Source organism: Aliirhizobium sp. YIM B11859 (assembly GCF_057163345.1).
Window position 1 is genome coordinate 774637 of the sequence record NZ_JBXHAY010000001.1, and the last position, 21337, is coordinate 795973.

The 21337-nt window shown below is 60.9% G+C and carries 19 protein-coding genes and 1 pseudogene; 7 read left to right on the forward strand and 13 right to left on the reverse strand.

The window, feature by feature from the left end; all coding sequences use genetic code 11:
• Positions 1-169: 169 nt before the first annotated feature.
• The 3 genes from guaD to AC2GXZ_RS03595 all read right to left on the reverse strand — a co-directional run bounded on the left by guaD (position 170) and on the right by AC2GXZ_RS03595 (position 4366).
• Positions 170-1486, reverse strand: coding sequence for a guanine deaminase (gene guaD, locus AC2GXZ_RS03585; protein ID WP_483757738.1), 1317 nt, complete (start codon positions 1484-1486; stop codon positions 170-172).
• 22 nt (positions 1487-1508) lie between these two features.
• Positions 1509-2738 carry a urate hydroxylase PuuD gene (gene puuD, locus AC2GXZ_RS03590; protein WP_483757739.1) on the reverse strand — a complete coding sequence of 410 codons (1230 nt, stop codon included), beginning with the start codon at positions 2736-2738 and terminating at the stop codon, positions 1509-1511.
• A 116-nt stretch (positions 2739-2854) separates the two neighbouring features.
• Entirely contained in the window at positions 2855-4366 is a 1512-nt protein-coding gene (locus tag AC2GXZ_RS03595) for a S10 family peptidase (RefSeq protein WP_483757740.1), read from the reverse strand.
• Positions 4367-4742: 376 nt separating this feature from the next.
• Between AC2GXZ_RS03595 and AC2GXZ_RS03600 the strand changes: the two genes are divergently transcribed.
• A complete protein-coding gene (locus AC2GXZ_RS03600; protein ID WP_483758255.1) occupies positions 4743-5078 on the forward strand; it encodes a hypothetical protein in 336 nt (111 codons plus the stop codon).
• Positions 5079-5096: 18 nt separating this feature from the next.
• Here AC2GXZ_RS03600 and AC2GXZ_RS03605 read toward each other — a convergent pair whose 3' ends face one another.
• Positions 5097-5993: a LysR substrate-binding domain-containing protein gene (locus AC2GXZ_RS03605; RefSeq protein ID WP_483757741.1), complete on the reverse strand. Its 897-nt coding sequence runs from the start codon at positions 5991-5993 to the stop codon at positions 5097-5099.
• 116 nt (positions 5994-6109) lie between these two features.
• On the opposite strand from AC2GXZ_RS03605, the gene AC2GXZ_RS03610 reads away from it, so the two are divergent.
• A complete protein-coding gene (locus AC2GXZ_RS03610; RefSeq protein WP_483757742.1) occupies positions 6110-6340 on the forward strand; it encodes a hypothetical protein in 231 nt (76 codons plus the stop codon).
• A 6-nt stretch (positions 6341-6346) separates the two neighbouring features.
• On the opposite strand, the gene AC2GXZ_RS03615 is transcribed toward AC2GXZ_RS03610, so the two are convergent.
• A complete protein-coding gene (locus AC2GXZ_RS03615; protein ID WP_483757743.1) occupies positions 6347-7279 on the reverse strand; it encodes a LysR substrate-binding domain-containing protein in 933 nt (310 codons plus the stop codon).
• Between AC2GXZ_RS03615 and AC2GXZ_RS03620 the strand changes: the two genes are divergently transcribed.
• Positions 7182-7646, forward strand: a complete 465-nt coding sequence (locus AC2GXZ_RS03620; RefSeq protein WP_483758286.1) for a hypothetical protein — start codon at positions 7182-7184, stop codon at positions 7644-7646. The genes AC2GXZ_RS03615 and AC2GXZ_RS03620 overlap by 98 nt on opposite strands.
• On the opposite strand, the gene xdhC is transcribed toward AC2GXZ_RS03620, so the two are convergent.
• Positions 7620-8474: a xanthine dehydrogenase accessory protein XdhC gene (xdhC, locus tag AC2GXZ_RS03625; protein ID WP_483757744.1), complete on the reverse strand. Its 855-nt coding sequence runs from the start codon at positions 8472-8474 to the stop codon at positions 7620-7622. The two genes, AC2GXZ_RS03620 and xdhC, sit on opposite strands and share 27 nt — an antisense overlap.
• Positions 8475-8674: 200 nt before the next feature.
• On the opposite strand from xdhC, the gene AC2GXZ_RS03630 reads away from it, so the two are divergent.
• Positions 8675-9616, forward strand: coding sequence for a GGDEF domain-containing protein (locus AC2GXZ_RS03630; protein WP_483757745.1), 942 nt, complete (start codon positions 8675-8677; stop codon positions 9614-9616).
• Positions 9617-9635: 19 nt separating this feature from the next.
• Here the strand turns inward: AC2GXZ_RS03630 and AC2GXZ_RS03635 are convergent, their stop codons facing one another.
• The 5 genes from AC2GXZ_RS03635 to AC2GXZ_RS03655 all read right to left on the reverse strand — a co-directional run bounded on the left by AC2GXZ_RS03635 (position 9636) and on the right by AC2GXZ_RS03655 (position 16399).
• Positions 9636-10136 (reverse strand): GNAT family N-acetyltransferase, encoded by a 501-nt coding sequence (locus AC2GXZ_RS03635; RefSeq protein WP_483758256.1) that lies wholly within the window; start codon positions 10134-10136, stop codon positions 9636-9638.
• Between the two features lie 77 nt (positions 10137-10213).
• Entirely contained in the window at positions 10214-12586 is a 2373-nt protein-coding gene (gene xdhB, locus AC2GXZ_RS03640; protein ID WP_483757746.1) for a xanthine dehydrogenase molybdopterin binding subunit, read from the reverse strand.
• Between the two features lie 190 nt (positions 12587-12776).
• Positions 12777-14279 carry a xanthine dehydrogenase small subunit gene (gene xdhA / locus AC2GXZ_RS03645; protein WP_483757747.1) on the reverse strand — a complete coding sequence of 501 codons (1503 nt, stop codon included), beginning with the start codon at positions 14277-14279 and terminating at the stop codon, positions 12777-12779.
• A 197-nt stretch (positions 14280-14476) separates the two neighbouring features.
• On the reverse strand, positions 14477-15253 hold the full coding sequence (locus tag AC2GXZ_RS03650) for a 3-hydroxybutyrate dehydrogenase (RefSeq protein WP_483757748.1): 777 nt from the start codon (positions 15251-15253) through the stop codon (positions 14477-14479).
• A gap of 189 nt (positions 15254-15442) precedes the next feature.
• Positions 15443-16399 carry a sensor domain-containing diguanylate cyclase gene (locus AC2GXZ_RS03655; protein ID WP_483757749.1) on the reverse strand — a complete coding sequence of 319 codons (957 nt, stop codon included), beginning with the start codon at positions 16397-16399 and terminating at the stop codon, positions 15443-15445.
• A gap of 225 nt (positions 16400-16624) precedes the next feature.
• On the opposite strand from AC2GXZ_RS03655, the pseudogene AC2GXZ_RS03660 reads away from it, so the two are divergent.
• The 3 genes and pseudogenes from AC2GXZ_RS03660 to AC2GXZ_RS03670 all read left to right on the forward strand — a co-directional run.
• Positions 16625-17094 (forward strand): annotated as a pseudogene (locus tag AC2GXZ_RS03660) (FGGY family carbohydrate kinase); the annotation flags it as partial.
• Between the two features lie 191 nt (positions 17095-17285).
• Positions 17286-18533: a serine hydrolase gene (locus AC2GXZ_RS03665; protein WP_483757750.1), complete on the forward strand. Its 1248-nt coding sequence runs from the start codon at positions 17286-17288 to the stop codon at positions 18531-18533.
• A gap of 135 nt (positions 18534-18668) precedes the next feature.
• Positions 18669-19997 carry a protoporphyrinogen/coproporphyrinogen oxidase gene (locus tag AC2GXZ_RS03670; RefSeq protein WP_483757751.1) on the forward strand — a complete coding sequence of 443 codons (1329 nt, stop codon included), beginning with the start codon at positions 18669-18671 and terminating at the stop codon, positions 19995-19997.
• 16 nt (positions 19998-20013) lie between these two features.
• Here AC2GXZ_RS03670 and AC2GXZ_RS03675 read toward each other — a convergent pair whose 3' ends face one another.
• Both AC2GXZ_RS03675 and AC2GXZ_RS03680 read right to left on the reverse strand, forming a co-directional pair.
• Positions 20014-20604, reverse strand: coding sequence for an SH3 domain-containing protein (locus AC2GXZ_RS03675; RefSeq protein ID WP_483757752.1), 591 nt, complete (start codon positions 20602-20604; stop codon positions 20014-20016).
• A 97-nt stretch (positions 20605-20701) separates the two neighbouring features.
• A complete protein-coding gene (locus tag AC2GXZ_RS03680) occupies positions 20702-21196 on the reverse strand; it encodes an invasion associated locus B family protein (RefSeq protein ID WP_483757753.1) in 495 nt (164 codons plus the stop codon).
• Between the last annotated feature and the right edge of the window lie 141 nt (positions 21197-21337).

Genomic DNA, 21337 nt, shown 5'->3' on the forward strand with positions numbered 1-21337 from the left:
ATTGTGGGATCTGAATGAATGGCAGGTGGGCAGCCGCTGTCATAGCGAAGAGAAGATTTCTCTGCTTCAATCCAGACTGCGCCCGAGACGGTTAATGATTGCACAACGCGGAAACGTCGCGCGGCAATTTATCATACTTTTTTATTCGAGGCGTTGGGAGAGGCTGTCGCTAGCGCGACAGCCCGGTCTTCATCGGCTTTCCGGCCACGTAGGTTTCGACCACGGCGCGGTCGTCGCCCATGGTTTGCAGCAGGAAAAGCTCTTCCGGCAATGTGTTGATCGTCTCCATGCGCAGCTTCATCGCGGGCGTCGGCGCGGCATCGAGGATGACGAGATCGGCGGTCGAGCCGATATCCAGCGTGCCGATATCGTCCTGCATCGACAGCGCCTCTGCATTGCCTCTGGTCATCAGGTAGAAGCTTTCGAGCGGGTTCAGCCGTTCGCCCAGCAATTGCTGGATCTTGTAGGCCTCGTCCATGGTCTTCAGCATCGAATAGCTGGAGCCGCCGCCGATGTCGGTGGCGACCGAGACGCGCAGCGGCTTTTCACGCCGCATCAGCTGTTTCATCGGGAAGAGGCCGGAGCCGAGGAAAAGATTGGAGGTCGGGCAGTGGACCGCGACCGCACCTGCCTCCGACAGCGCATCGATCTCGCGCTCCGAAAGATGGATGGCGTGGCCGAGCAGGGTCTTGTTTCCGAGCAGGCCATAACGGGCATAGATATCGGTATAGTCGGTTGCTTCCGGATAGAGCTCGCAGGTGTAGCGGATCTCGTCGTGGTTTTCCGACAGGTGGGTCTGGATAAACAGGTCTGGAAACTCTTCCGCCAGCGCCTGGACTGCCTTCATTTGCCCCGGCGTCGAGGTGATGGCGAAGCGCGGCGTGATGGCGACGTGGTTGCGGCCTTTGCCGTGCCAGTCGGCGATCACCTGACGGGTCTCGTCATAACCCATTTCGGGCGTGTCGAGCAGGCCCTGCGGGGCGTTGCGATCCATCATCACCTTGCCGCCGACCATGCACATGTTGCGCTTGATGGCTTCGGCGAAAAAGGCGTCGGCTGAGGTCTTGTGGACGGAGCAATAGGCGACGGCCGTCGTCGTGCCCTGACGCAGGAATTCGTCGTAGAAATGCGTGGCGATGCGGGTCGCATGGTCACTTTCGACGAAACGGCATTCCTCCGGGAAGGTATAGGTGTTCAGCCATTCGAGAAGGTTCGCGGCATAGGACGCGATCACCTGCATCTGCGGGAAATGCACATGGCAATCGATGAAGCCGGGCAGGATCAGATGCGGGCGGTGGTCGATCTCGGTCACATCGTCAGCCGCATCGGCACTCACTGCCGCATAATCACCGGCCGCCTTGATCTTTCCGTCGCCACCGATCAGCAGCGCGCCGTCATGCTCGTAGAGATAGCTGTCGCTGTCGGTGAGCGATTGCGGCATGCGCTTGAAGGACAGAAGACGTCCGCGGATCAGGGTGGCTGTCATGAGAACCTTGTCGAGGTTGGTATTATTTCGAGGCAACGGCGCTTTCATACCACGCAACGAGCAGTTTCCTCTCGTCCAGCGTCAGATCGGTGACGTTGCCCGGCGGCATGGCATGGCTTCTGCCTGCCTGGATATAGATTTCCCGCGCATGGCTGGCAATCTCGGCATCGGTCTCAAGCTTTACCGATTTCGGCGGGAAGGGCACGCCGTCCCAGACCGGTTCCGCCGCATGGCACATCGAACAACGGGCCATGACGAGATCGCGGGCTGCGCCGAAATGTTCGTTTGCAGCGAATTTTCGGCTCATCGGCGACATCGACACCTCGGTTTCACCGGTCAGCACCTTCGGCACGGTCGACAGCCAGATGATCAGGATGAACAGGATCACGGTCACCAGCCAGGTCCAGGTCGGTTTGCCCTTGCGGGCATGGGTGGTGTTGAACCAGTGCCTGATCGTGACCCCCATCAGGAAGACCAATGCCGCGATCACCCAGTTGAACTGGGTGGCAAAGGCCAGCGGATAGTGGTTCGACAGCATGAAGAAGATGACCGGCAGCGTCAGGTAGTTGTTGTGCAGCGAGCGCTGCTTGGCGATGCGGCCGTATTTGGCATCCGGCGTCCGGCCGGCGATCAGGTCGGCGACGACGATCTTCTGGTTGGGAATGATGATCATGAAGACATTGGCCGACATGATCGTGGCGGTGAAGGCGCCGAGATGCAGGAAGGCGGCGCGGCCGGTAAACACCTGCGTGTAACCCCAGGCCATAGCGACAAGCGCCACATAAAGCAGGATCATCAGCCCCCAGGTGTTGTTGCCGAGCCTCGACTTGCACAGCTGGTCGTAGAACAGCCATCCGATGGCCAGCGAGGCGAGCGACAGACAGATCGCCTGCCAGGGTTCGAGATCCATCACCGAACGGTCGATGAGGAAAAGATCGGCGCCGCCGTAATAGACGACGCAGAGCATCAGGAAACCGGAAAGCCAGGTGAAATAGCTCTCGTATTTGAACCAGGTCAGGTGTTCGGGCATCTGGGCGGGTGCGACCAGATATTTCTGGATATGGTAGAAGCCGCCGCCATGAACCTGCCATTCCTCGCCATAGGCGCCCGGCGGCAGATGCGGGCGCTTCACCAGCCCGAGATCGAGTGCGATGAAATAGAAGGACGAGCCGATCCAGGCGACCGCTGTGATCAAATGGAACCAACGCACCGCAAAGCTCAGCCATTCCCAGGCGACGGCATATTCATACATTCGGCTATTCCCGTTTTTATTCCCCGATTCATCACTCTGGGGAAAAAAACGGGGCGAGGGAAGAGGCAGGTGGACGCAGGACGGCACAAGTGCGCATCACGCGGCCGGCTGCGGCCTCAGCCGCGCGGTCGCTCTGCCCGAACCGGTGCCGCCGCTCCGTAAAACGACCGCATGTCTTCGCTTGCCTGTCGTCGCGAACCGGGGTCGCTGTAGAACATGTGGCCGCCGCGATAGAGCCTCAATTCGGTGCGGTCGCGGGCCAGCGGTTCCGGCAGATGGTTGAGGATAAATTTCGACACCCCGTAGGGTGTCAGTATGTCACTGTAGCCATGTAGGACCGCTAGGCGGAAGGAGGGAATGACGGAGAGGAGATCGCGCAGGTCATCGGAGGCGTTGGCATCCGCTCTTCGTCCGTCCCAGTCCCATTGGCGGTTCACCTCGCCATTCAGCAGGGTGTAGGTCATGTCGGTGTCGAAATGCAGGTCGTTCCTGGCATAGGCGGCAAACAGCGGGCCATAGGCGCGGGTATATCCGTCCAGAATGGAATCGTCGTTGATGACGTTGGTGCGCTCGGGATAGGCATCGACCGACATGTCGGCACCGTCATAAAGGCTGACGACCTGACCGTCTCCGGCAGACTGCTTTCGATAGACGGAGCTGACAAAACCGCGGGTGCGGGACACGACATCCCTGGGCAATCCCGTCAGCGAGGCGACGCGGGCATAGAGTGCCTCTGCCTGCGGCCCGGATGGCGGTGCGCCGGCAAGAGCCACCAGATAGGTGCTCATCGCATAGGCTTCGGCTTCGCTTACCTTGTCTGCCGAAAATGCCCCCGTCCGCTCCAGTTCGGCTGCGGCCAGCGACGGCAGCTGGAGTGCGGCGGTGACGGGATCCGTATCGGCGGTCGTCAGAAAGCCGCCGTCGATCATCGGTGAAACCATGATGATGCCGGATACCAGGATGCCCTGACTATCCTTCAGGGCCTTGGCGAGTTTTGCCGAGCGGAAACCGCCGTAACTTTCACCGACGAGATATTTGGGGGAGGAGAGACGATCGTTCTTGCGGGTATAAAGAGCGATGAACTTGGCGAGGCTTTCGGCATCCTGCCGCACGCCGTAAAATGCGTTCTGGGCATCGGGTGCGGCGCGGCTCCAGCCGGTGCCGACTGGATCGACGAAAACAAGGTCGGTAAAACCGATCCAGCTCTCTGGATTGTCTTCAAGCGTGGGGGTGGTGCCGTCGCCTTTTCCACTGCCGATATCCGCGACTTTCGGCCCGATCAGGCCGAGGTGAAGATAGGCAGAGGCTGCTCCCGGACCTCCGTTAAACACGAAGGTCAGCGGGCGGTGAACCTCACCGCCGGCCACCGTGTAGGCGGTGTAGAAGATCTTTGCATTGCGCGCGCCGGTCTGGCCGAACAGATCCATCGTCCCGGCTGTCGCGGTGTAGTGGATATCACCTGCCGGCGTCGCCAGCAGGTGCTGGCTCGACGCGTCTTTCGGAAGAAGATCGAATATCGACGATCCCTCCGCCTTGCGCTCCTGATCCTGTGCGTGATCCTGCGCCTGGGCGAAGCTGCCGGCCATGAGCAGGACGAGCGTCACGATCGTGTACCAGCGGACGAGCATTGGCGTTCCTTCCCTTCGTATCTGCGAAGAATAGGAGATGTGGTCGATCACCGGAATTCAACTCTTGCTCAGCGTCGATTGCGGCAGTCGGGAACGGCTTCTTGCCATGCGCGGTGGATTTTGTTCCCGGGATGGAACCCGGCAAAGCGTCCCGGCGTTCACGCGCCACGCATCCGATATAAGCATGATCTAACAAAGATAATTGTGCATCGCATCAATCCGGGCTTAGCCGGCTAAGGCGACTCGGCTATTGTAGCGAGTGCAAATTCAACCGGCGGTGTTCGGAGTATTGCGTCAGGCACGCTGCCGGTGATGGCATCCATCAACGGAGAACAGGCTGATGCCCATAGACAGGCGATGCATTCTTGCAGGTGCGATGATTGCGTTTGTAACCGGCGGCGGGATCACGTCCGTCGCCGCGCATGAGGCCCACAGCGCCAATGGCGTGACGTGGAAATATGACGGCTACTGCTGCAATGGCGACAGCAAAAGCGGCGACTGCCAGATGATCTCGACCCGCAACGTCAAGGTCACCAATCAGGGCTACGAGATCTCGCTGGCGCCCGGCGACCACCGGCTGATCACCAAGCCGCATCACTTCACCATGCCGCAGAGCGAGGCGCGGCGCTCGAAGGACGAGGAATATCATCTCTGCCTCTATCCGACGGAAGACACGCTGCGCTGCTTTTACGCTCCTGACATGAGCTACTGAGCCGCTTCACCGACGACATCAGTCCCGGAACGTCGGCATCGTCTTGCGCATGAAATCGCGAAAGGCGCGGATTTTGTTCGACTGCCGGCGTGCCTGCGGGTAGGCGAGCCAATAGTCGCTGCCATCCGTCGCCCGCAGTTCGAAGGGCTGGATGAGACGGCCGAGCGCCACGTCATCGGCATAAAATTCCGGCTTGAGGATTGCCACTCCCTGGCCGGCGATCGCGGCCGCCGCCTCGAAAGCCTGCGCGCCGTAACGGCTGATCGGACGGCCACCGAGATCGATGTCGGGAAGGCCGGCGGCGTCAAACCAGAGCGGCCACCAGATGTCGCCGGGATCGATGATCCGGAGCTTGAGAATGTCGGCCGGCTGGTGCACGCCGCCGATGGTCTGCGCCAGCGCCGGGCTCAGCATCGGGGTGAAATCGCTCTTCATCAGAAAATGCGACTTCAGCCCCGGCCATAAGCCGCTGCCGCTGCGGATCGCCACATCGGCTTCCGTGCGGCTGAAATCCACCATTTCCTGCGAGGTTTCCAGCCGCACCGCGATGCCCGGATTGTCCAGCTGGAACGTGCCGAGGTGATGTGCCAGCCAGCGTGCGGCAAAGGTCGCCGTCGTGTGGATGATCAGCGTGCTGTCCGACTGGTCCTTCGTGCCGGCGAGCGCCTCATCCATCAGGCCGAAGGCTTCGGATATTTTCGGCGCCAGTCTCGCACCGGCATCCGTCAGTGTCACCTGCCGCGGCCGGCGCAGAAAGAGCTGTTCCCCGAGCGTGTCTTCGAGAAGCTTGATCTGATAGCTGACGGCCGTCTGGGTCAGGCCCAGCTCTTCGCCGGCCTTGGTGAAACTCAGCTGCCGGGATGCAGCCTCGAACACCCGCAGGCTGTTCAGCGGGAATTGCCTCGACATCTTCATGGATCAATTCTCTTTATGCATGCAGACGGACGTTTTGTTGGAAACGCAGCATAAACGGCTGCATCCTGCAAGCATAGACATCAATTCAGTGATGGTGAGATCAGGGAGATGCGGCCATGATGCATGGTTTGCGCAGCGGGCTTTTGCGCCTGACGAACAAAATTGCACATCCGTCTGAATCAGGAGCCGGTGGTGACGGCGTTATCGACATGGATGCAGAAGCGTTGAGTGAACATGAACGCTGCGATCTTGGTATCGCCGACGGGCGTATTTCGCCGAGCACGGTGAGGCGCGACATGCGATCCGACGCATGGGGCATGATCGACCAGCCGCCGCGCTGGTTGTGACGCCGGTCAGTCCGCCAGCGTCGCCGTCGGCTTCAGCTGTCGTTCGAGGTCGCGCGCCAGAGCTTGCTGTATCCAGGTGGTGAAAGCCTTCACCTTGGCGGCGTTCTTGCGCGCCGGCGAATAGCAAAGCCAGTAGGTCTTGCTGTCACCGAGGCAGATGTCGAAAGGCTGGATGAGCCGGCCCGATGCGATATCGGCGTCGAACAGGAAAGGGCTGAGCATCGCAACGCCATGGCCGGCAATCGCGGCATTGGCTTCCAGATCGAGTGCCCCGGCTGTGTCGAGGTTCATTTGCCTGACGGCACCTTTCGGCTCGATGCCGGCGGCGCGGAACCAGTCCTGCCAGAAGCCCTTGCCGTTCGAGATCCAGGGCAATTTCGTCAGGTCGCCGGGTTCATGAATGCCGCCGACGCTTTCGGCAAGGCGGGGATGGAGCATCGGCGTATAGGTCAGGCGCAGGATCGGATGGCAGATCAATCCATTCCAGGGGTTTGCCCCGATGCGGATGCCGACATCGGCGGGCGGCGGATAATCCAGGTCAGGAGTGCCGCCACGCACCAGCCGCACGGCGATATTGGAATGTTCCAGCTGGAATTCGCCGAGACGTCTTGCCAGCCAGTGCGAAGCGAAGGTCGGTGGTGACTGGATGTCGAGGGTTTCTTCGGTCGTGCCGCGCGCTGCTGTCACCGCTTCCGACAGAAGCGAAAATGCCTCGGTGACGTTCGGCAACAGGCTGAGGCCCGTCTCGGTTAATTGCAGATCGCGTGGTCTGCGGATGAACACCGCGTCGCCCAGATAGTCTTCCAGAAGCTTGATCTGGTAGGTGACGGCGGTCTGCGTCATGCCGAGTTCCTCGCCGGCGCGCGTGAAGTTCCGCAGCCTCGCGACGGCTTCGAAAACCCTCAGCGCATTGAGCGGAAACTGGCGTGACAACTTCATCGGGATGCTTTCGGCGATAAGTTCTCTTTATCGCAGCCGACAATATTCGAATTGGAGTTTTCCCGCAATCGACGGCATTGGTGAACTTACTCAACCATTATCAACATCCAATGTGGAGCAGACCATGCTGTCCGCAAATAGCTCTTCCATGCCTGCCGTTCAGTCTTTCCCGCCGCTTTCAAGGCGGAGCCTTGCACGGCGTATTGCCAGCTTTTTCCGGCGGCTGTTCGATAGAGGCCGTGTGGATGTGGCGGGCCTGCCGGAGGCGTTGCGCGCGGATGTCGGGCTTGATGCATCGCGGCCGGACCGCGCCGAGAGATTTTGGCAGGAGAAACGCCGATCAGCCGCCCGCGACCTGCCGCTCTGATTGTCTTTGCGGCAGGCTGAGCGGCACTTTTTGCAGAAGTTCCGCAGCGACCAGTGCGGCGATCACTTCCGGACGCTTGTCCTTCACAGCCGTTCCGCCGATCGGCAAGACGAGACGCGCCATCATCGCAGCACTGCCGCCTTCTGCCGGATCCTCGCCTTTCTGCCGTGCCAGCCAGTGCGAAAATGTCGCCCGCTTGGTGGCCGATCCGATCATGCCGATATAGGCGAGATCGGAGCGGGCCAGCGCCCGTTCGGCGATCAGGAAATCCAGCGCGTGGTCATGGGTGAGGATTACGGCTGCGCCGCCTGCCGGAATATCCGCGATGCAGGCTTCCGGCATGGCAACGAGGCGCCGCGCCATGGTGTCCGGCAGGTTGCCAAGCTCTGCCTGTCTGGTTTCCACCACGGTGACGGCAAAGGGCAGGGGGGCAAGCGCTTTTGCCAGTGCGAGGCCCACATGGCCGGCGCCGAACAGAAAAACCGCAGGGCGCGCGTCCCGCTCATAGCCAAGCCGCCTTTCGAGTGTGGCTGCTGTCTGCGGCGTCACGGGCGTGAAGGAAAGCCGCGTGCGTCCGCCGCAACACTGGCCGATTTCAGGGCCGAGCGGAATGTCCATGAAAGTTTCGCCGCGGCCTTCAAGCAGAGTGCGGGCATTGTCTATCGCCATGTATTCGAACTGGCCGCCGCCGATCGTTCCCCAGATCAGCTCGTCCGTCACCAGCATGAAGGTACCGGCCTCACGCGGTGCCGAGCCCCGGACTTCCACAAGTTCGACGAGGATGCATCTATGGCGGGCAAGGAATTCTGACAGGCCAAGTTCGGACATGTCGGCGATGATAACATCCCGCCGCCGGCCCCGCATCATCCCGATTCAAGCATTTCCGGCGCGCGAGCAACCGCATGTATTTCTCGCGCAAGATGTGTTTTTTATTAAAATAATATCAGCTATTTCCGCATAGATATTCAAATCCTGAGAATTGACGATTGTTAGTTGTTGAGCGACCTTCGAATGTGTGACGGGATACTATGACCAAGAGAGCAGCGATTGCTTCGCTCATTCCGGCCTCCCAGGATATCTATCGGAAGATCGTCTTCGAAATCGCCGATGGCATTATCGGCATCGATGATCATGGGATTATCCGGCTGTGCAATCCGGCGGCAGAAAGTATCTTTGGCTGGAATACCGGAGAATTACTGGACAAGCCGCTGGAAGTGCTGTTGCCGGAACGGGTTCACGGTTTTCATCAGAAGCTCGTGTCCGGGTTCCAGTCGGGACACTCCGAAGCCCGCTATATGGGTCAGCGGAGCGCGACCATTGTCGGGCGCCATTCGAACGGCAGCGAAATCAATCTCGGGATCACCATTCTCCGAACCTCGGCCGCCGGTGCGCCGATGATGGTGGCGGTGGTGCGAGATATATCCGACCATGTGCGCTACCAGAACGACCTCAAGCGGCTGGCGGAAACCGACAGCCTGAGCGGCCTGTTCAACCGGCGTGCCTTCCGCGCCAATGTGCTGCATGACATGGCGCGGGACATCGAAGGTTTTTCGTCGATGACGATCTTCGACCTCGACAATTTCAAGGGTGTCAACGACCGGTTCGGCCATGATGCAGGCGACGAGGTGATCTCTCAGTTTTCCGAGGTGTTGCGCAGTTCCATCCGGGCAAACGATATTGCCGGGCGATGGGGCGGCGAGGAATTCGTGCTGTTTTTGCCAGGTGCCGCCGAAGAACAGGCGGCTCTCGTGGTCGAACGGGTCCGATCGAATTTTGCCGCTGCGGTGTTCGAATGGGACGGGCATCCGCAGACCAGTTTCACGGTCAGTGCCGGCGTTGCAACGGCTGCGGGGCAGGCCGACTTTGCCGACATGATCGCCGTTGCCGATGGAGCGCTCTACGAGGCCAAACGCAATGGCCGCAACCGGCTGGTCGCAACCGAGATGCGGCAGGAAGCCATGGCATCCTGACCGCCGGGCAGCGCCGATTTCATTGCCTAGCGTAAAAGCCCGGCGAAAATGTCAGCGTGCCGTGCGGCGCATCGCCTGAAAAGACGATGCGAAGGACATAGCTGTCCGGCACGCCCTGATAGGTGAGCAGGGGATCATTCTCAAAGCCGGAACTGCGATAGACGGCCGTTTCGCCAATCAGTGCGCATCCCCTGGCACCCATGGATTTCAGCCGATCGAGCCCCTCGCGTATCAATGCCCGGCCTATCCCCTGTTTCTGCCGATCCGCCCTGACGGAGATCGGTCCCAGCCCGAACCAGTCACAATAATGCCCGTTGATGGCGATGGGGGAAAAGGCGACATGGCCGATGATCGTGCCAGCCTCCTCTGCGACCAGCGACAGCGTCAGGTTGCCCTCTTGCCTCAATGTCCGGATGATCGCGCCTTCGTTTCCGGCGCTGTAGGACATGGGCGCAAAAGCGACCTGGGTCAGGTCGTGAATGATGTTTTCTTCGCCGAGGTTTTCGGGGCGGATGGTGATGGTCACTGCCTTCTCCTTTATCCTCGCCACTTTGCTTGTCACAGGATTGAGGTGGAGAGCCGGACCATTGCATCAAGTCACGGCTGGGTTTCCTGTTCGGACGGACCTTCCGCTGCCATCGCCTTCAGCCGCTCGACCGCCATCAGCACCCGTTCGGGTGTTGCCGGCGCATCCAGCCTTGGGCAGACGGCATAATCGGCGACGCTTGCCACCGCCATGGAGATCGCTTCGAGAACCGAGATCGCCAGCATGAAGGGCGGTTCGCCGACCGCCTTGGAGCGGCCGATGGTCGGTTCGGCATTTTCCGACCATTCCGCCAGCTTGACGTTGAAGATTTTCGGCCGGTCGGAAGCGAGTGGGATCTTGTAGGTGGAAGGCGCGTGGGTGCGAAGCCTGCCCTTGGCATCCCACCACAATTCCTCGGTCGTCAGCCAGCCCATGCCCTGGACAAAAGCGCCTTCGATCTGGCCGATGTCGAGCACCGGGTTCAGCGAGCGGCCGACATCGTGCAGGATGTCGGTGCGGTCGACCATATATTCGCCGGTCAGCGTATCGATCGAGACTTCCGAGACGGAGGCGCCATAGGCGAAATAATAGAAGGGATGGCCGCGGCCGGCGGCGCGGTCCCAATGGATTTTCGGGGTCTTGTAGAAACCGGCCGCCGACAGTTGCACGCGGTCGTAATAGGCGGCCTTGATGAAGGTGTCGAAAGGGACGATCTCGCCGCCGATGCGGATGCGGTTGGGCAAAAATTCGATCTTGTCGCGATTGACCTGCCACTGGCGGGCGGCAAAATCGATCAGCCGCTCCTTGATCTGGCGGCAGGCGTCATAGGCGGCCATGCCGTTCAGGTCCGACCCGGATGAGGCGGCCGTCGCAGAGGTGTTCGGCACCTTGCCGGTGGTGGTGGCGGTGATCTTCACCCGGTCGATATCGACCTGGAAACAATCCGCCACGACCTGCGCCACCTTGGTGTAGAGCCCTTGCCCCATTTCGGTGCCACCATGGTTCAGGTGGATCGAGCCGTCATTGTAGATATGGACCAGCGCGCCGGCCTGATTGTAGGCGGTCATGGTGAAGGAGATGCCGAATTTCACCGGCGTCAGCGCAATGCCCTTGCGGATGACGGGGCTCGTCTCGTTGAACTCGATGATCGCCTGTCGGCGCGCCTGATAGTCGGACGAGGTTTCCAGTTCATCGACGATACGGGCAATCACGTTGTCGTGGATGTCCTGATGATAGGGCGTGACGGTGCGGCCGGAGCCGCGCTGGCCGTAGAAATTCAGTTTGCGAACCTCCAGCGGATCCTTGCCAACGGCATAGGCGATGTCCTCGATCATCCGTTCCGCGCCGAGCATGCCCTGCGGGCCGCCGAAACCTCTGAATGCGGTGTTGGAGACCGTGTGGGTCTTCAGGGGCTGCGAGGTGAGATGCACATGCGGGTAATAATAGCTGGAATCCGCATGGAACAGCGCACGGTCGGTGACCGGGCCGGAGAGATCGGCGGAATAACCGCAACGCGCCGCATAGGTGGCATCGACGGCGTGGATCAGGCCTTCCTCGTCGAAGGCGACGTCGTAATCGACACGGAAATCATGGCGTTTGCCGGTGATCGACATGTCCTCGTCGCGGTCAGGTCTAAACTTGACCGCGCGCTTCAATCGCTTGGCCGCCACCGCTGCGAGGGCTGCAAACTGGTTGCCCTGGGTTTCCTTGCCGCCGAAACCGCCGCCCATGCGGCGTGTCTTCACCTCGATCGCGTTGTTGGAGCAGCCCAGAACATGCGCCACCATATGCTGCACCTCGCTCGGGTGCTGGGTGGAAGACCAGATGATCACGTCCTCGTCTTCGCCGGGCACGGCGAGCGCGATATGGCTTTCGAGATAAAAATGCTCCTGGCCGCCAATTACCATCGAGGCCTGAATGCGAAGCGGCGGTTTTTCGATCTCGGTTTCCGGCTCGCCGCGTCTCAATGTCATCGGTTCGGTGACGACGGGAGCGCCGTTGTCGCGGGCGGTGTCGATATCGGTCCAATGGGGCAGGTCGCGATATTCGATTTTCGCCAGCCTTGCTGCCCGGCGGGCCTGATCGCGGGTCTCGGCGAAAACGGCAAAGATCGGCTGGCCGTGAAACTGGACGAGATCGGTCGCCAGCAGCGGCTCGTCATGCTTGCCTGTCGAGGCGACGTCGTTTGCGCCGGGAATATCGTCGGCCGTCATCACCCAGACGACGCCCTTGGCATTTCTCACCGCATCGAGATCGACCGAGACGATTTGTGCATGCGCCCGATCCGAGAGACCGAGGCCGCCATGCAGCGTGCCGACCGGTTCGGCAATATCGTCGATATATTCAGCACTTCCGGTGACATGCTTGTGCGCTGAATCATGTTTCAGCGAGACATGCATCGGGCCGTCGATGACCGGTTTTGCGTCGAAGGAGGTCTTGTCCATCAGAGGTGACCCCCAGTGTTGCGAATGCCCCTCATCCGGCTGCCGCCACCTTCTTCCCGTTCTGACGGGGAGAAGGGATATGCCGCGCCGTCTCGTGTCTCCCTCGCCCCGTTTACGGGGAGAGGGTGCGCCGAGCGGAGTGGAGGCGAGGTGAGGGGCGGCTCTGGACGATACATCGCGCTCATCATCATCACGCCTCCTCCAGTTCGGACCAATCGGGCTCGAACCGTTCCAGCTGCACCGGTGCACCGGCGGTTTCCAGGAAAAATCGCGTGAGCAGGTTCTTCGCCGCCAGAATGCGGTACTCGGCGGTCGCCCGCCAGTCTGTCAGCGGCTGGTAATCCTCGTCGAAGGCATCACGGACGGCGGAGATCGTGTTCCAGTTCCAGGGTTTTCCGGTCAGCATTCCCTCGACATGGGTGGCGCGTTTCGGGGTCGCCGCCATGCCACCGAAGGCGATGCGGATCTCCTCCACATGGCCGTCGCTGTCGAGGGTCAGGTTGAAGGCACCGCAAAGGGCGGAAATATCCTCGTCACGGCGCTTGCTGATCTTGTAGACGGAAAAATGGCTGTCCTCGTGCGGACGCGGCACGAAGATCTTCTCGACGAATTCGCCCGGCAGGCGGTCCTGTTTGCCATAGGCGAGAAAGTAGTTTTCAAGCGGCATGGTGCGACGGCCTGAATGCGACCGCAGGGTCAGCGTAGCGCCGAGCGCGATCAGCGGAGGCGGGGTATCGCCGATCGGCGAGCCATTGGCGATATTGCCGCCGATCGTGCCCATGTTGCGGACTTGGCCGCCGCCGATCCGGTCGATCAGCGGGCCGAAGGCCGGAATGACCGCTTCGAGGAAACCATGTGCTTCGGCATAGGTGACGCCGGCGCCGATGGTGAGGCCGGTCTCGTCGACGGAAATCGCCTGCAATTCGCTCAGGTGATTGATGAAGATGACCGGGTTCAATGCGCGCATCTGCTTGGTCACCCACAGGCCGACATCGGTGGCGCCGGCGACGATGATGGCGGTCGGCTCCTGCGACAGTGCCTCGGCAAAAGCCTCGACGGAGGCCGGAACGATGCTGCGCTCGATCACGCCAGTATCGCCGGGCTTTTCGACCACGATCGTTTCGGTGACCGATCTCAGCGACCACAGCTTGGCCATGACCTCGGTGCGGTCGCGTTCCAGCGGATCGAAAAGCGAGCTCGGCCTGTCGCGGGCCACCTGTTCGGCAGCCTTGACGATCGGCTCGTAGCCGGTGCAGCGACAGAGATTGCCCTGTAACGCGCTTTCGATGTCCTGTCGTGAGGGCGCCTCGTTGGAAAGCCACAGGCCGTAAAGCGACATGACGAAGCCCGGTGTGCAGAAGCCGCATTGCGAGCCGTGACAGTCGACCATCGCCTGCTGAACCGGATGCAGCGTACCGTCCTTTGCCGCCAGGTGTTCGACGGTGACGATATGGGTGCCGTGCAGCGAGCCGATCAGTCGGATGCAGGCATTGACGCCTTCATAACGCAGGCCCTGTTCGGTCAGGCGGCCGACAAGCACGGTACAGGCGCCGCAATCGCCTTCCGCGCATCCTTCCTTCGTCCCCGTCATCCGCCGCACGAGACGGAGATAGTCGAGAAGCGTATCCGTTGGAGAAAAATCGCCAAGGATCACGTCTTCCCCGTTGAGGATGAAGTGGATTGCTGAACTCATCTGTCTCCTTCGTCCGCCGTTTCCGGCTTGGTATTCGAGGTCCGGCGCGGCTTGCCTATACGTCTTCGGCCCTGTGACATGCCTTGGGCAAAGTCCTAAGGGCACGGGGATGAAGGTGGAGAGCCGGCAGTCGTCGAGCCTCTCACTTGCATTTCCAAACCCTATCGCCAAACGCGTAGCAGAGTCGACTTTACATCCTACTGCGCCGTCCAGCCGCCGTCGATGGAGATATGCGTGCCGGTGATGTTCTTTGCAGCGTCGCTGGCCAGGTAGAGGGCGGCAGACGCCACCTCGTCTATGCCGACGAAATCCTTCGTCGCTTGCAGCCTCAGCAGGACCTCGTCCTTCACCTGATCTTCGCTGATACCCTTTTCGCGGGCCTGGTCAGGGATCTGTTTTTCCACCAATGGCGTCAGAACGAAACCGGGGCAGATGGCATTGACGGTAATATGGTCTCTCGCGAGTTCCAGCGCTGCCGTCTTGGTCAGGCCCATGATGCCGTGCTTGGCGGCGACATAGGCCGATTTGAACGGCGAGGCGACAAGGCCATGGGCGGATGCGATGTTGATGATGCGGCCTTTTCCCGAGGCCTTCATCAGCGGGATCGCATGACGCATGGTGTGGAATGCGGAAGACAGAAGAATGGCGATCAGCTGGTCCCATTTTTCCGGCGCAAACTCCTCAATCCTTGCGACGTGCTGGATGCCGGCATTGTTGACCAGCACGTCGACGGTGCCGAATTTTTCCTGAGCGGTGCCGATCAGGTCGGCGATCTCGGCCGGCCTGGTCATGTCGGCCGGATGATGGAGGATCGTTCCCTGGCCGGAGGCGTCGAGCGATGCCCGGATCTGCTCGATCTCATCCCTGTCGCCGAAGCCGTTGATGATGACATTGTCGCCTTCGCCGGCAAACGCCCTGGCAATGCCGAGCCCGATGCCGCTGGTGGAGCCGGTGATCACGACGGATCTGTTCATGCAAGTCCTCCCAATTGCTTTCCTCCCTGGAACGTCCGGATCGAACGTTCGTGACGCGGCCTTCTCCTAGGCCGCGCCGAGCGGAGGTTAGCGGCAAGGCCGCACCGGTGGCAATCGGGGTTTTGCTGCCGGGGTTTTGCTGCACCTCCGTTCAGGCAGAGGCTACCGACAAAAGCTGGCGGATGCGGATCAGTTCGGGGAGGGGCCGGCCTGGGAGGCGGAATGCCGGGCAACGGACATATCGATCATGTCGGTGTCGTTCGAGCCCGTCGCATCACCATCGGTGGCGCGACGGATGCAGTTGCGGCCGGCACGTTTGGCTTCGTAGAGGGCAAAGTCGGCACGCAGCAGAAGGTCGGGAAGGCGATCGCCGGGGCCGGCGACACAGAGGCCGAAGCTTGCGGTCATGCGGCCCTGGCGCAGCGGCGGGACCATGGTTGCGGCCAGCGCCTTGCGCAGTCTCTCACCGATCGCCTCGGCCTCGTCGATCGAGGTGCGCGGCAGAAGGATGCAGAATTCCTCGCCGCCGATGCGGGCCGCAAGATCATAGGGGCGCAGGCAGGTGCGCACCACTTCCGAGGTCGCCACCAGCACGCGGTCGCCGGTTTCGTGGCCGTGGCTGTCGTTGATGCCCTTGAAACGGTCAAGGTCGAGGACCAGCACGGATACCGGTTCGCGGTGGCGTTCGGCGCGTGCCAGTTCTTCCGCCGCGCGTTCGCCAAGCCAGCGGCGGTTGCCGAGCCCAGTCAGCGGATCGGTCATCGCCTGGTGGCGCAGCTTGGTCATCAGGCTTTCCGTTTCCGCCACCATGGCGGTGACGGTGGAAGCGAGGAGGCCGATCTCGTCGCGGCTATCCAGGGACATGCGGACGGGTGTGCCATTGGCGCGATAGGCCTTGATCGCCTGGGCAAGCTGGCGAAGCGGCCGGATGATCCACCACAGGCTGACGAGGCAGACACTGGTGCCGGCAAGCGTCGCAGCGAGCAGCAGCAGCAGGACGGGTTCGGGTTCGGCCGCGTAACCGCTTGCCAGATAAACGATGAAAACCAGCAGCGGCACATGCACCGAGAGGAAGCAGATCGCAAATACCTTGATGGTTAGAGAGGTTTGAACCACCTCGGCCAGCTTTGCAGACATCGGAATCATTCCGAGTTTCCTCCTTTGGACGTTGGATGCGGCTGCAAGCTAGAAAGTGGGGCCTAAAGGTCAGATTAACTAAATCATTAAAATGCAACCATTCACAACCCCTGTCATATTCCGATACAGAGTCGGAAAAACATATGGAAACCAATGCCGCATGCAGGTCGTTGACAGGCCAATCGGCGCCTATTCAAAGCGGCCGCAACAATCGACTGCCTGAGGGAGGGCTGCATGACGGGTTACGTTTTGGCGATGGACCGGAAGACCACTTCGACGCGCGCCATCATCTTTGAGAAGAATATGCGGATCGCGGGCATCGGCCAGCGTGAATTTCGCCAGATTTTTCCGCAATCCGGCTGGGTCGAACATGATGCGGAAGAAATCTGGCAAAGCGTGTTGTGGACCGTCAAACGGGCGCTTGCGGAGGCCGGGGTCGAGGCCAAATCGATCGCGGCGATCGGCATGCCGACCAGCGGGAAACGGTGGTCGTGTGGGATCGAAAAACCGGCGAAGCGATCCACAATGCGATCGTCTGGCAGGATCGCCGCACTGCCCGACAATGTGACAGCCTGAAGAAAAAAGGACTGGAAAAACTCTTCACAACCCGGACCGGGCTGCTCTTCGACCCGTATTTTTCCGGCACGAAACTGTCCTGGCTGCTGACAGACGTGAAATGTGCCAGGGCGCAGGCGGCGAAAGGCTAGCTCTGCTTCGGGACGATCGCGACCCATCCGATGCGGCGACTGGCGCGATGCCGTGCGCCGCACACTTTCCTGAACCCTTTCCTCCGCTTTTTCACTTCGCCGATTTGACCGGACGGCCCGCGCTGGTTTATGCCGGTTGCGACTATCCAGTGCCTTGGTACCGGCCGGCGGTTTCGAAAGGGAAGTGCATGCCTTTTATCCAGCGGATCGTCGCACTCGTGTTTCTCGTTGGTGCGATGTCGATGGCAAGCCGTACGGCAGAAGCCGGTTACGCGCATTTCATCTACGACGCGCAAAGCGGCAAGGTCCTGGCATCGGAAAATGCCGAAGTGCTCAATCATCCGGCGTCGCTGACCAAGATGATGACGCTCTACCTGACATTCGAAGCGCTGCGCACCGGAAAGATCCATTGGGACGACGAGATCGTCATGACGCCGAACGCGGCGTCGAAAATTCCCTTCAAGCTCGGAATTGCCGCCGGCAAGACGATCACGGTGCGCGAGGCCGTTTATGGCATGGCGATCCGCTCGGCCAATGATGCGGCGGCGGCCATGGGCGATCATCTCGGCGGAACCGAAGACAAGTTCGGCCTGCTGATGACGCAGAAGGCGCGTCAGCTCGGCATGCGCGACACGGTGTTTACCAATGCGTCCGGTCTTCCCGACGACGCACAGGTGACGACGGCGCGGGATCTGGCGGTGCTGGCCTTGTCGCTGATCCGCGACTACCCGAACGAGTACAAGATCTTTTCGCAACGCTCTTTCCCTTTCCGGGGGCGGACGGTGCGCGGTCATAACAACCTGATGTACCGTTATCCCGGCATGGACGGGATCAAGACCGGTTTCGTCAACGCATCGGGCTACAATATTGCCAGTGCCGTCAATATCGACGGACGACGGATCGTCGCGGTGATGATGGGCGGCAAGAGCGCCCGCAAGCGCGACGACCAGATGGCCGCACTGCTCGATCAGGTGACCGGCAGAGCGCCGGCGCCGGCTGCCGAAATCGCCGAGCGCAGCCGCAAACGGCCAGCCGACGGTACGACGGCGGCGCTTGCGACCGAACTGCCGGTGCCGAGGGTGCGCAAGGAAATCGCGGTTGCACCGGCGACGCGTGCGGCAAGTGTTACGCCTTATGCCACTCCGTCCAAAGCCGTGGCGAGCGCGCCGGTGCAGAGCATGACGAAGCAGGGCGGCGCCGCATGGGATATCCAGATCGCCGCAGCGGGAAGCCAGACGGCAGCGACGGGCGCACTCGACGGCGCCATGCCCTTGCTTTCGGATTTCGGCCAGATATCGCCGAGCATCCAGGGTTCGCGTTCGGGCGGCAAGGATGTCTATCGGGCGCGGCTGACCGGTTTTGCCAATCGCGATGCGGCGACAAGAGCCTGCTCGGTGCTGCAGGCACGGTCGATCGATTGTTTCGTTGTGCGCTGAAACCCGACCGCTCGATATTACGAATTTTTCGGAAATGATAAAATGCAACCTGTGCTTTTCAGGAACATTTGACGGCTGACGGCTATCTGATGCTCACCGAACGTTTTTTCGTTGCGGGTTTGGTGGAGCACTTACATGAAACCGGTCGCAATACTTGGAGCGGGCCTTGCAGGCCTGACGGCAGCGCGTGAACTGAGAGCGCGCGGTATCGATGTCATCGTGTTCGAGGCCGCCAAGGCGATTGGCGGGATGGCCGGATCCTACAAGGACGCCGAAGGCTTCTCCTACGACATGGGCGCCCATTTCGTCAGCAACAGGCTCGCCCAGGCGCTGGGTGCCGCCGACATCTGCAGGACGGTTCATCACTATGGCGAAGCGGTACTCGTCAACGGACGGACCTATGGTTATCCGTTCGGATTGATGAAATCCCCGCGTTTCGTCAAAAGTGCGGTTGCGGCGCACCTGCGGCCGACGACCATTGCTTCGGCCGCCGACTGGTTCCGTCACAGCTATGGCCACGAACTGGCCGGCCAGGTGGCCATTCCTCTTGCCGAGGCCTGGTCCGGCGTCGACGCCAGTGACCTTGCTCCATCGGTCGGCGAAAAGATGCGCGGCGGAATGCTGAAGTCTATGTATCTCAAGGCCGCGGCACGCGTGACGCAGAAGGCCGTCTGCATCGGCTATTCCCATGAGATGCCCGAACACGCCAGGCTCTATCATGTCTATCCCGAAGGCGGCATTTCGGCGCTGCTGCAGCCGACCGCACGGATGGTCGGCGATTGCATCAGGCTCGATTCTCCAGTCGAAAAGGTCATCGTCGACGGCGAGCGCGTCGTCGGCGTGCGTGTGAAGGGCGAAACGATTGCCGTTTCCGCGGCCATCAGCACGGCGCCGGTGAACGTGTTGCCGAAGCTGATTGCCGGTTCATCGCGGCTCGATCACATGGCCGAGTTCCGCTACCGGCCGATGATCTTCGTCAATCTGAAATTCGAAGGGCGTGGCCTGCTTCCCGATACGATGTTGTGGGTGCCTGACCGGACCAAGCCATTCTTCAGAATGGCGGAAGCACCGATCTCGATGCCCTGGCTGGCACCAGCGGGCAAGACGTTGATCACCTTCGACATCGGCTGCCAGAAAGGCGACCGGCATTGGGACATGTCCGACGAGGAACTGGCGGCGGAATGCCTTGAGGGCATTGCCCAGATCTATCCCCAGGCGCGGCGCCAGTATCTCGGACTTGGCGGGGTCGTCCGAACCCCGATCGCCTATCCCGTCTATCTCAAACACTATGAGAAGGCCCGTACCGATTTTGCCCGCACGACAGGGATAGACGGCCTCTACAGTGTCGGCCGCAACGGCGAATTCGCGCATATCCTGATGGAGGACATCTATTGGAGGACGCTCAAGCAGATGGAGCATGTCGCCGATTATGTCGCCGTGCCGCAGCAGCAGATGGCTGCCTGAGGCTTCGGATAAAAGGTTATTTGACCTCTTCGTGCGGGTAGACACCCCAGAGCTCGGCCTGGGCGACATAACCGCCGAGGTTTTTCGTCTGAAGCGACACGTCGCACCACGATCCATCGCAATGTTTGAGATCGAGCCGCACTTTCGGTGCAAGCCGGGCGATGATGTCGGATGTCTTCGAGGGAGAGGACCGAAGAGCAACCGGTTGGTCATGCCAGGGGCCGACGACGGCGGTACGACGGCCGGATAAAAGCGGCGCGAACATCCATCCGCTGATGCCGTCCTGATCGCGCACCTGTCGCCAGTTGCCATATTCCTCGATGATCTCGAGCGGCAGGCCGCGGGCCGAATAGACCCAGTTGGTGGCATAGTCGGTGGATGGACCGACGCGCATATGGGCATTGTTGGACTTGATCGAGGTGAAGCGCGGAACGGGAAATCCGGTCATCCGGCCCTTGCGGAAGCCTGACGAAGCGCTTGTGACGGTGGGCGTGGCGGCCGTTGCGGACGTGACGTCGGCGGCCTCCAGCCGGGCAGGCAATGGAAGGCCCAGCACAAGTGCCAGGCCTGAGGCGGCAAGGGCCTGCCGCAAGGTCTTTCGTGTCATTTCGGCTGGCCGCTCCGCTCGACTATCGTCCTGGCGATCGTCGGGGCCATTGACCCGATCATTGCCGGTGACCTGCCCATTGTCAGGGCAGGGCCTGTCAGCGGCACTTGCGCACTTCCTGCAATGCGGCGGTGACACCGCTCAGCGAATAGGAGTAACTGGTGCCGGTGCCGCGTCGGGAGGTTGCCTCAACGGTCATCTGGCTGCCGCCGCGCATCGCATCGATGACCGCCGGCTCGCGACCCTGGTCCTTGACCCAGGCGGTGTTGTCACGCGGCACGAAGTCGAACTGGTCGTTGCCGACCGCCACTTCGACATCGGAGCCTGGCTTCAGGTCATACCCCATGATCGCCTGAGGCATCAGTGCCGAGCCCTGCGGCGAGATCAGGAAAAAGTTGTCGCCATGGTCGACATTGGCCGGCCGGGAGGTGACGGGAACGGACAGGGCGTAACAACTGGTCTGACCGTTATTGTCGTAGGAATAGACACCCCAGGCGTCGAACTGCTTGATCCGGGTCGGTTGAGCAGCCGCGGCAGCTGTGGCCGAGGCGAGGGTGAGGGCGATTGCAAGAACTGCAGATTTGCTGTGCATGTTGTCTCCACGAAAACACAAACAGGCCCGGGAGATGGGCCTTCGAAACTGACGTGCCCATTGAAGGGCGCGACGGTTAGCGAGAGGTTAATTTATGTGTCAATTCAATGATGCCGTGGTCACAATGGGGTGAGTGCGATT

Bases quoted from the DNA above. Each gene is read 5' to 3' on its own strand.
- AC2GXZ_RS03630 (WP_483757745.1), top strand. From the start codon at position 8,675: ATGACCAAGAGAGCAGCGATTGCTTCGCTCATTCCGGCCTCCCAGGAT.
- AC2GXZ_RS03595 (WP_483757740.1), bottom strand. From the start codon at position 4,366: ATGCTCGTCCGCTGGTACACGATCGTGACGCTCGTCCTGCTCATGGCC.
- xdhB (WP_483757746.1), bottom strand. From the start codon at position 12,586: ATGGACAAGACCTCCTTCGACGCAAAACCGGTCATCGACGGCCCGATG.
- AC2GXZ_RS03680 (WP_483757753.1), bottom strand. From the start codon at position 21,196: ATGCACAGCAAATCTGCAGTTCTTGCAATCGCCCTCACCCTCGCCTCG.
- puuD (WP_483757739.1), bottom strand. From the start codon at position 2,738: ATGTATGAATATGCCGTCGCCTGGGAATGGCTGAGCTTTGCGGTGCGT.
- AC2GXZ_RS03655 (WP_483757749.1), bottom strand. From the start codon at position 16,399: ATGATTCCGATGTCTGCAAAGCTGGCCGAGGTGGTTCAAACCTCTCTA.
- AC2GXZ_RS03675 (WP_483757752.1), bottom strand. From the start codon at position 20,604: ATGACACGAAAGACCTTGCGGCAGGCCCTTGCCGCCTCAGGCCTGGCA.
- AC2GXZ_RS03600 (WP_483758255.1), top strand. From the start codon at position 4,743: ATGATTGCGTTTGTAACCGGCGGCGGGATCACGTCCGTCGCCGCGCAT.
- xdhA (WP_483757747.1), bottom strand. From the start codon at position 14,279: ATGAGTTCAGCAATCCACTTCATCCTCAACGGGGAAGACGTGATCCTT.
- AC2GXZ_RS03605 (WP_483757741.1), bottom strand. From the start codon at position 5,993: ATGAAGATGTCGAGGCAATTCCCGCTGAACAGCCTGCGGGTGTTCGAG.
- AC2GXZ_RS03620 (WP_483758286.1), top strand. From the start codon at position 7,182: ATGCCGAGTTCCTCGCCGGCGCGCGTGAAGTTCCGCAGCCTCGCGACG.
- AC2GXZ_RS03615 (WP_483757743.1), bottom strand. From the start codon at position 7,279: ATGAAGTTGTCACGCCAGTTTCCGCTCAATGCGCTGAGGGTTTTCGAA.
- guaD (WP_483757738.1), bottom strand. From the start codon at position 1,486: ATGACAGCCACCCTGATCCGCGGACGTCTTCTGTCCTTCAAGCGCATG.
- AC2GXZ_RS03670 (WP_483757751.1), top strand. From the start codon at position 18,669: ATGAAACCGGTCGCAATACTTGGAGCGGGCCTTGCAGGCCTGACGGCA.
- AC2GXZ_RS03650 (WP_483757748.1), bottom strand. From the start codon at position 15,253: ATGAACAGATCCGTCGTGATCACCGGCTCCACCAGCGGCATCGGGCTC.
- AC2GXZ_RS03665 (WP_483757750.1), top strand. From the start codon at position 17,286: ATGCCTTTTATCCAGCGGATCGTCGCACTCGTGTTTCTCGTTGGTGCG.
- AC2GXZ_RS03610 (WP_483757742.1), top strand. From the start codon at position 6,110: ATGATGCATGGTTTGCGCAGCGGGCTTTTGCGCCTGACGAACAAAATT.
- xdhC (WP_483757744.1), bottom strand. From the start codon at position 8,474: ATGTCCGAACTTGGCCTGTCAGAATTCCTTGCCCGCCATAGATGCATC.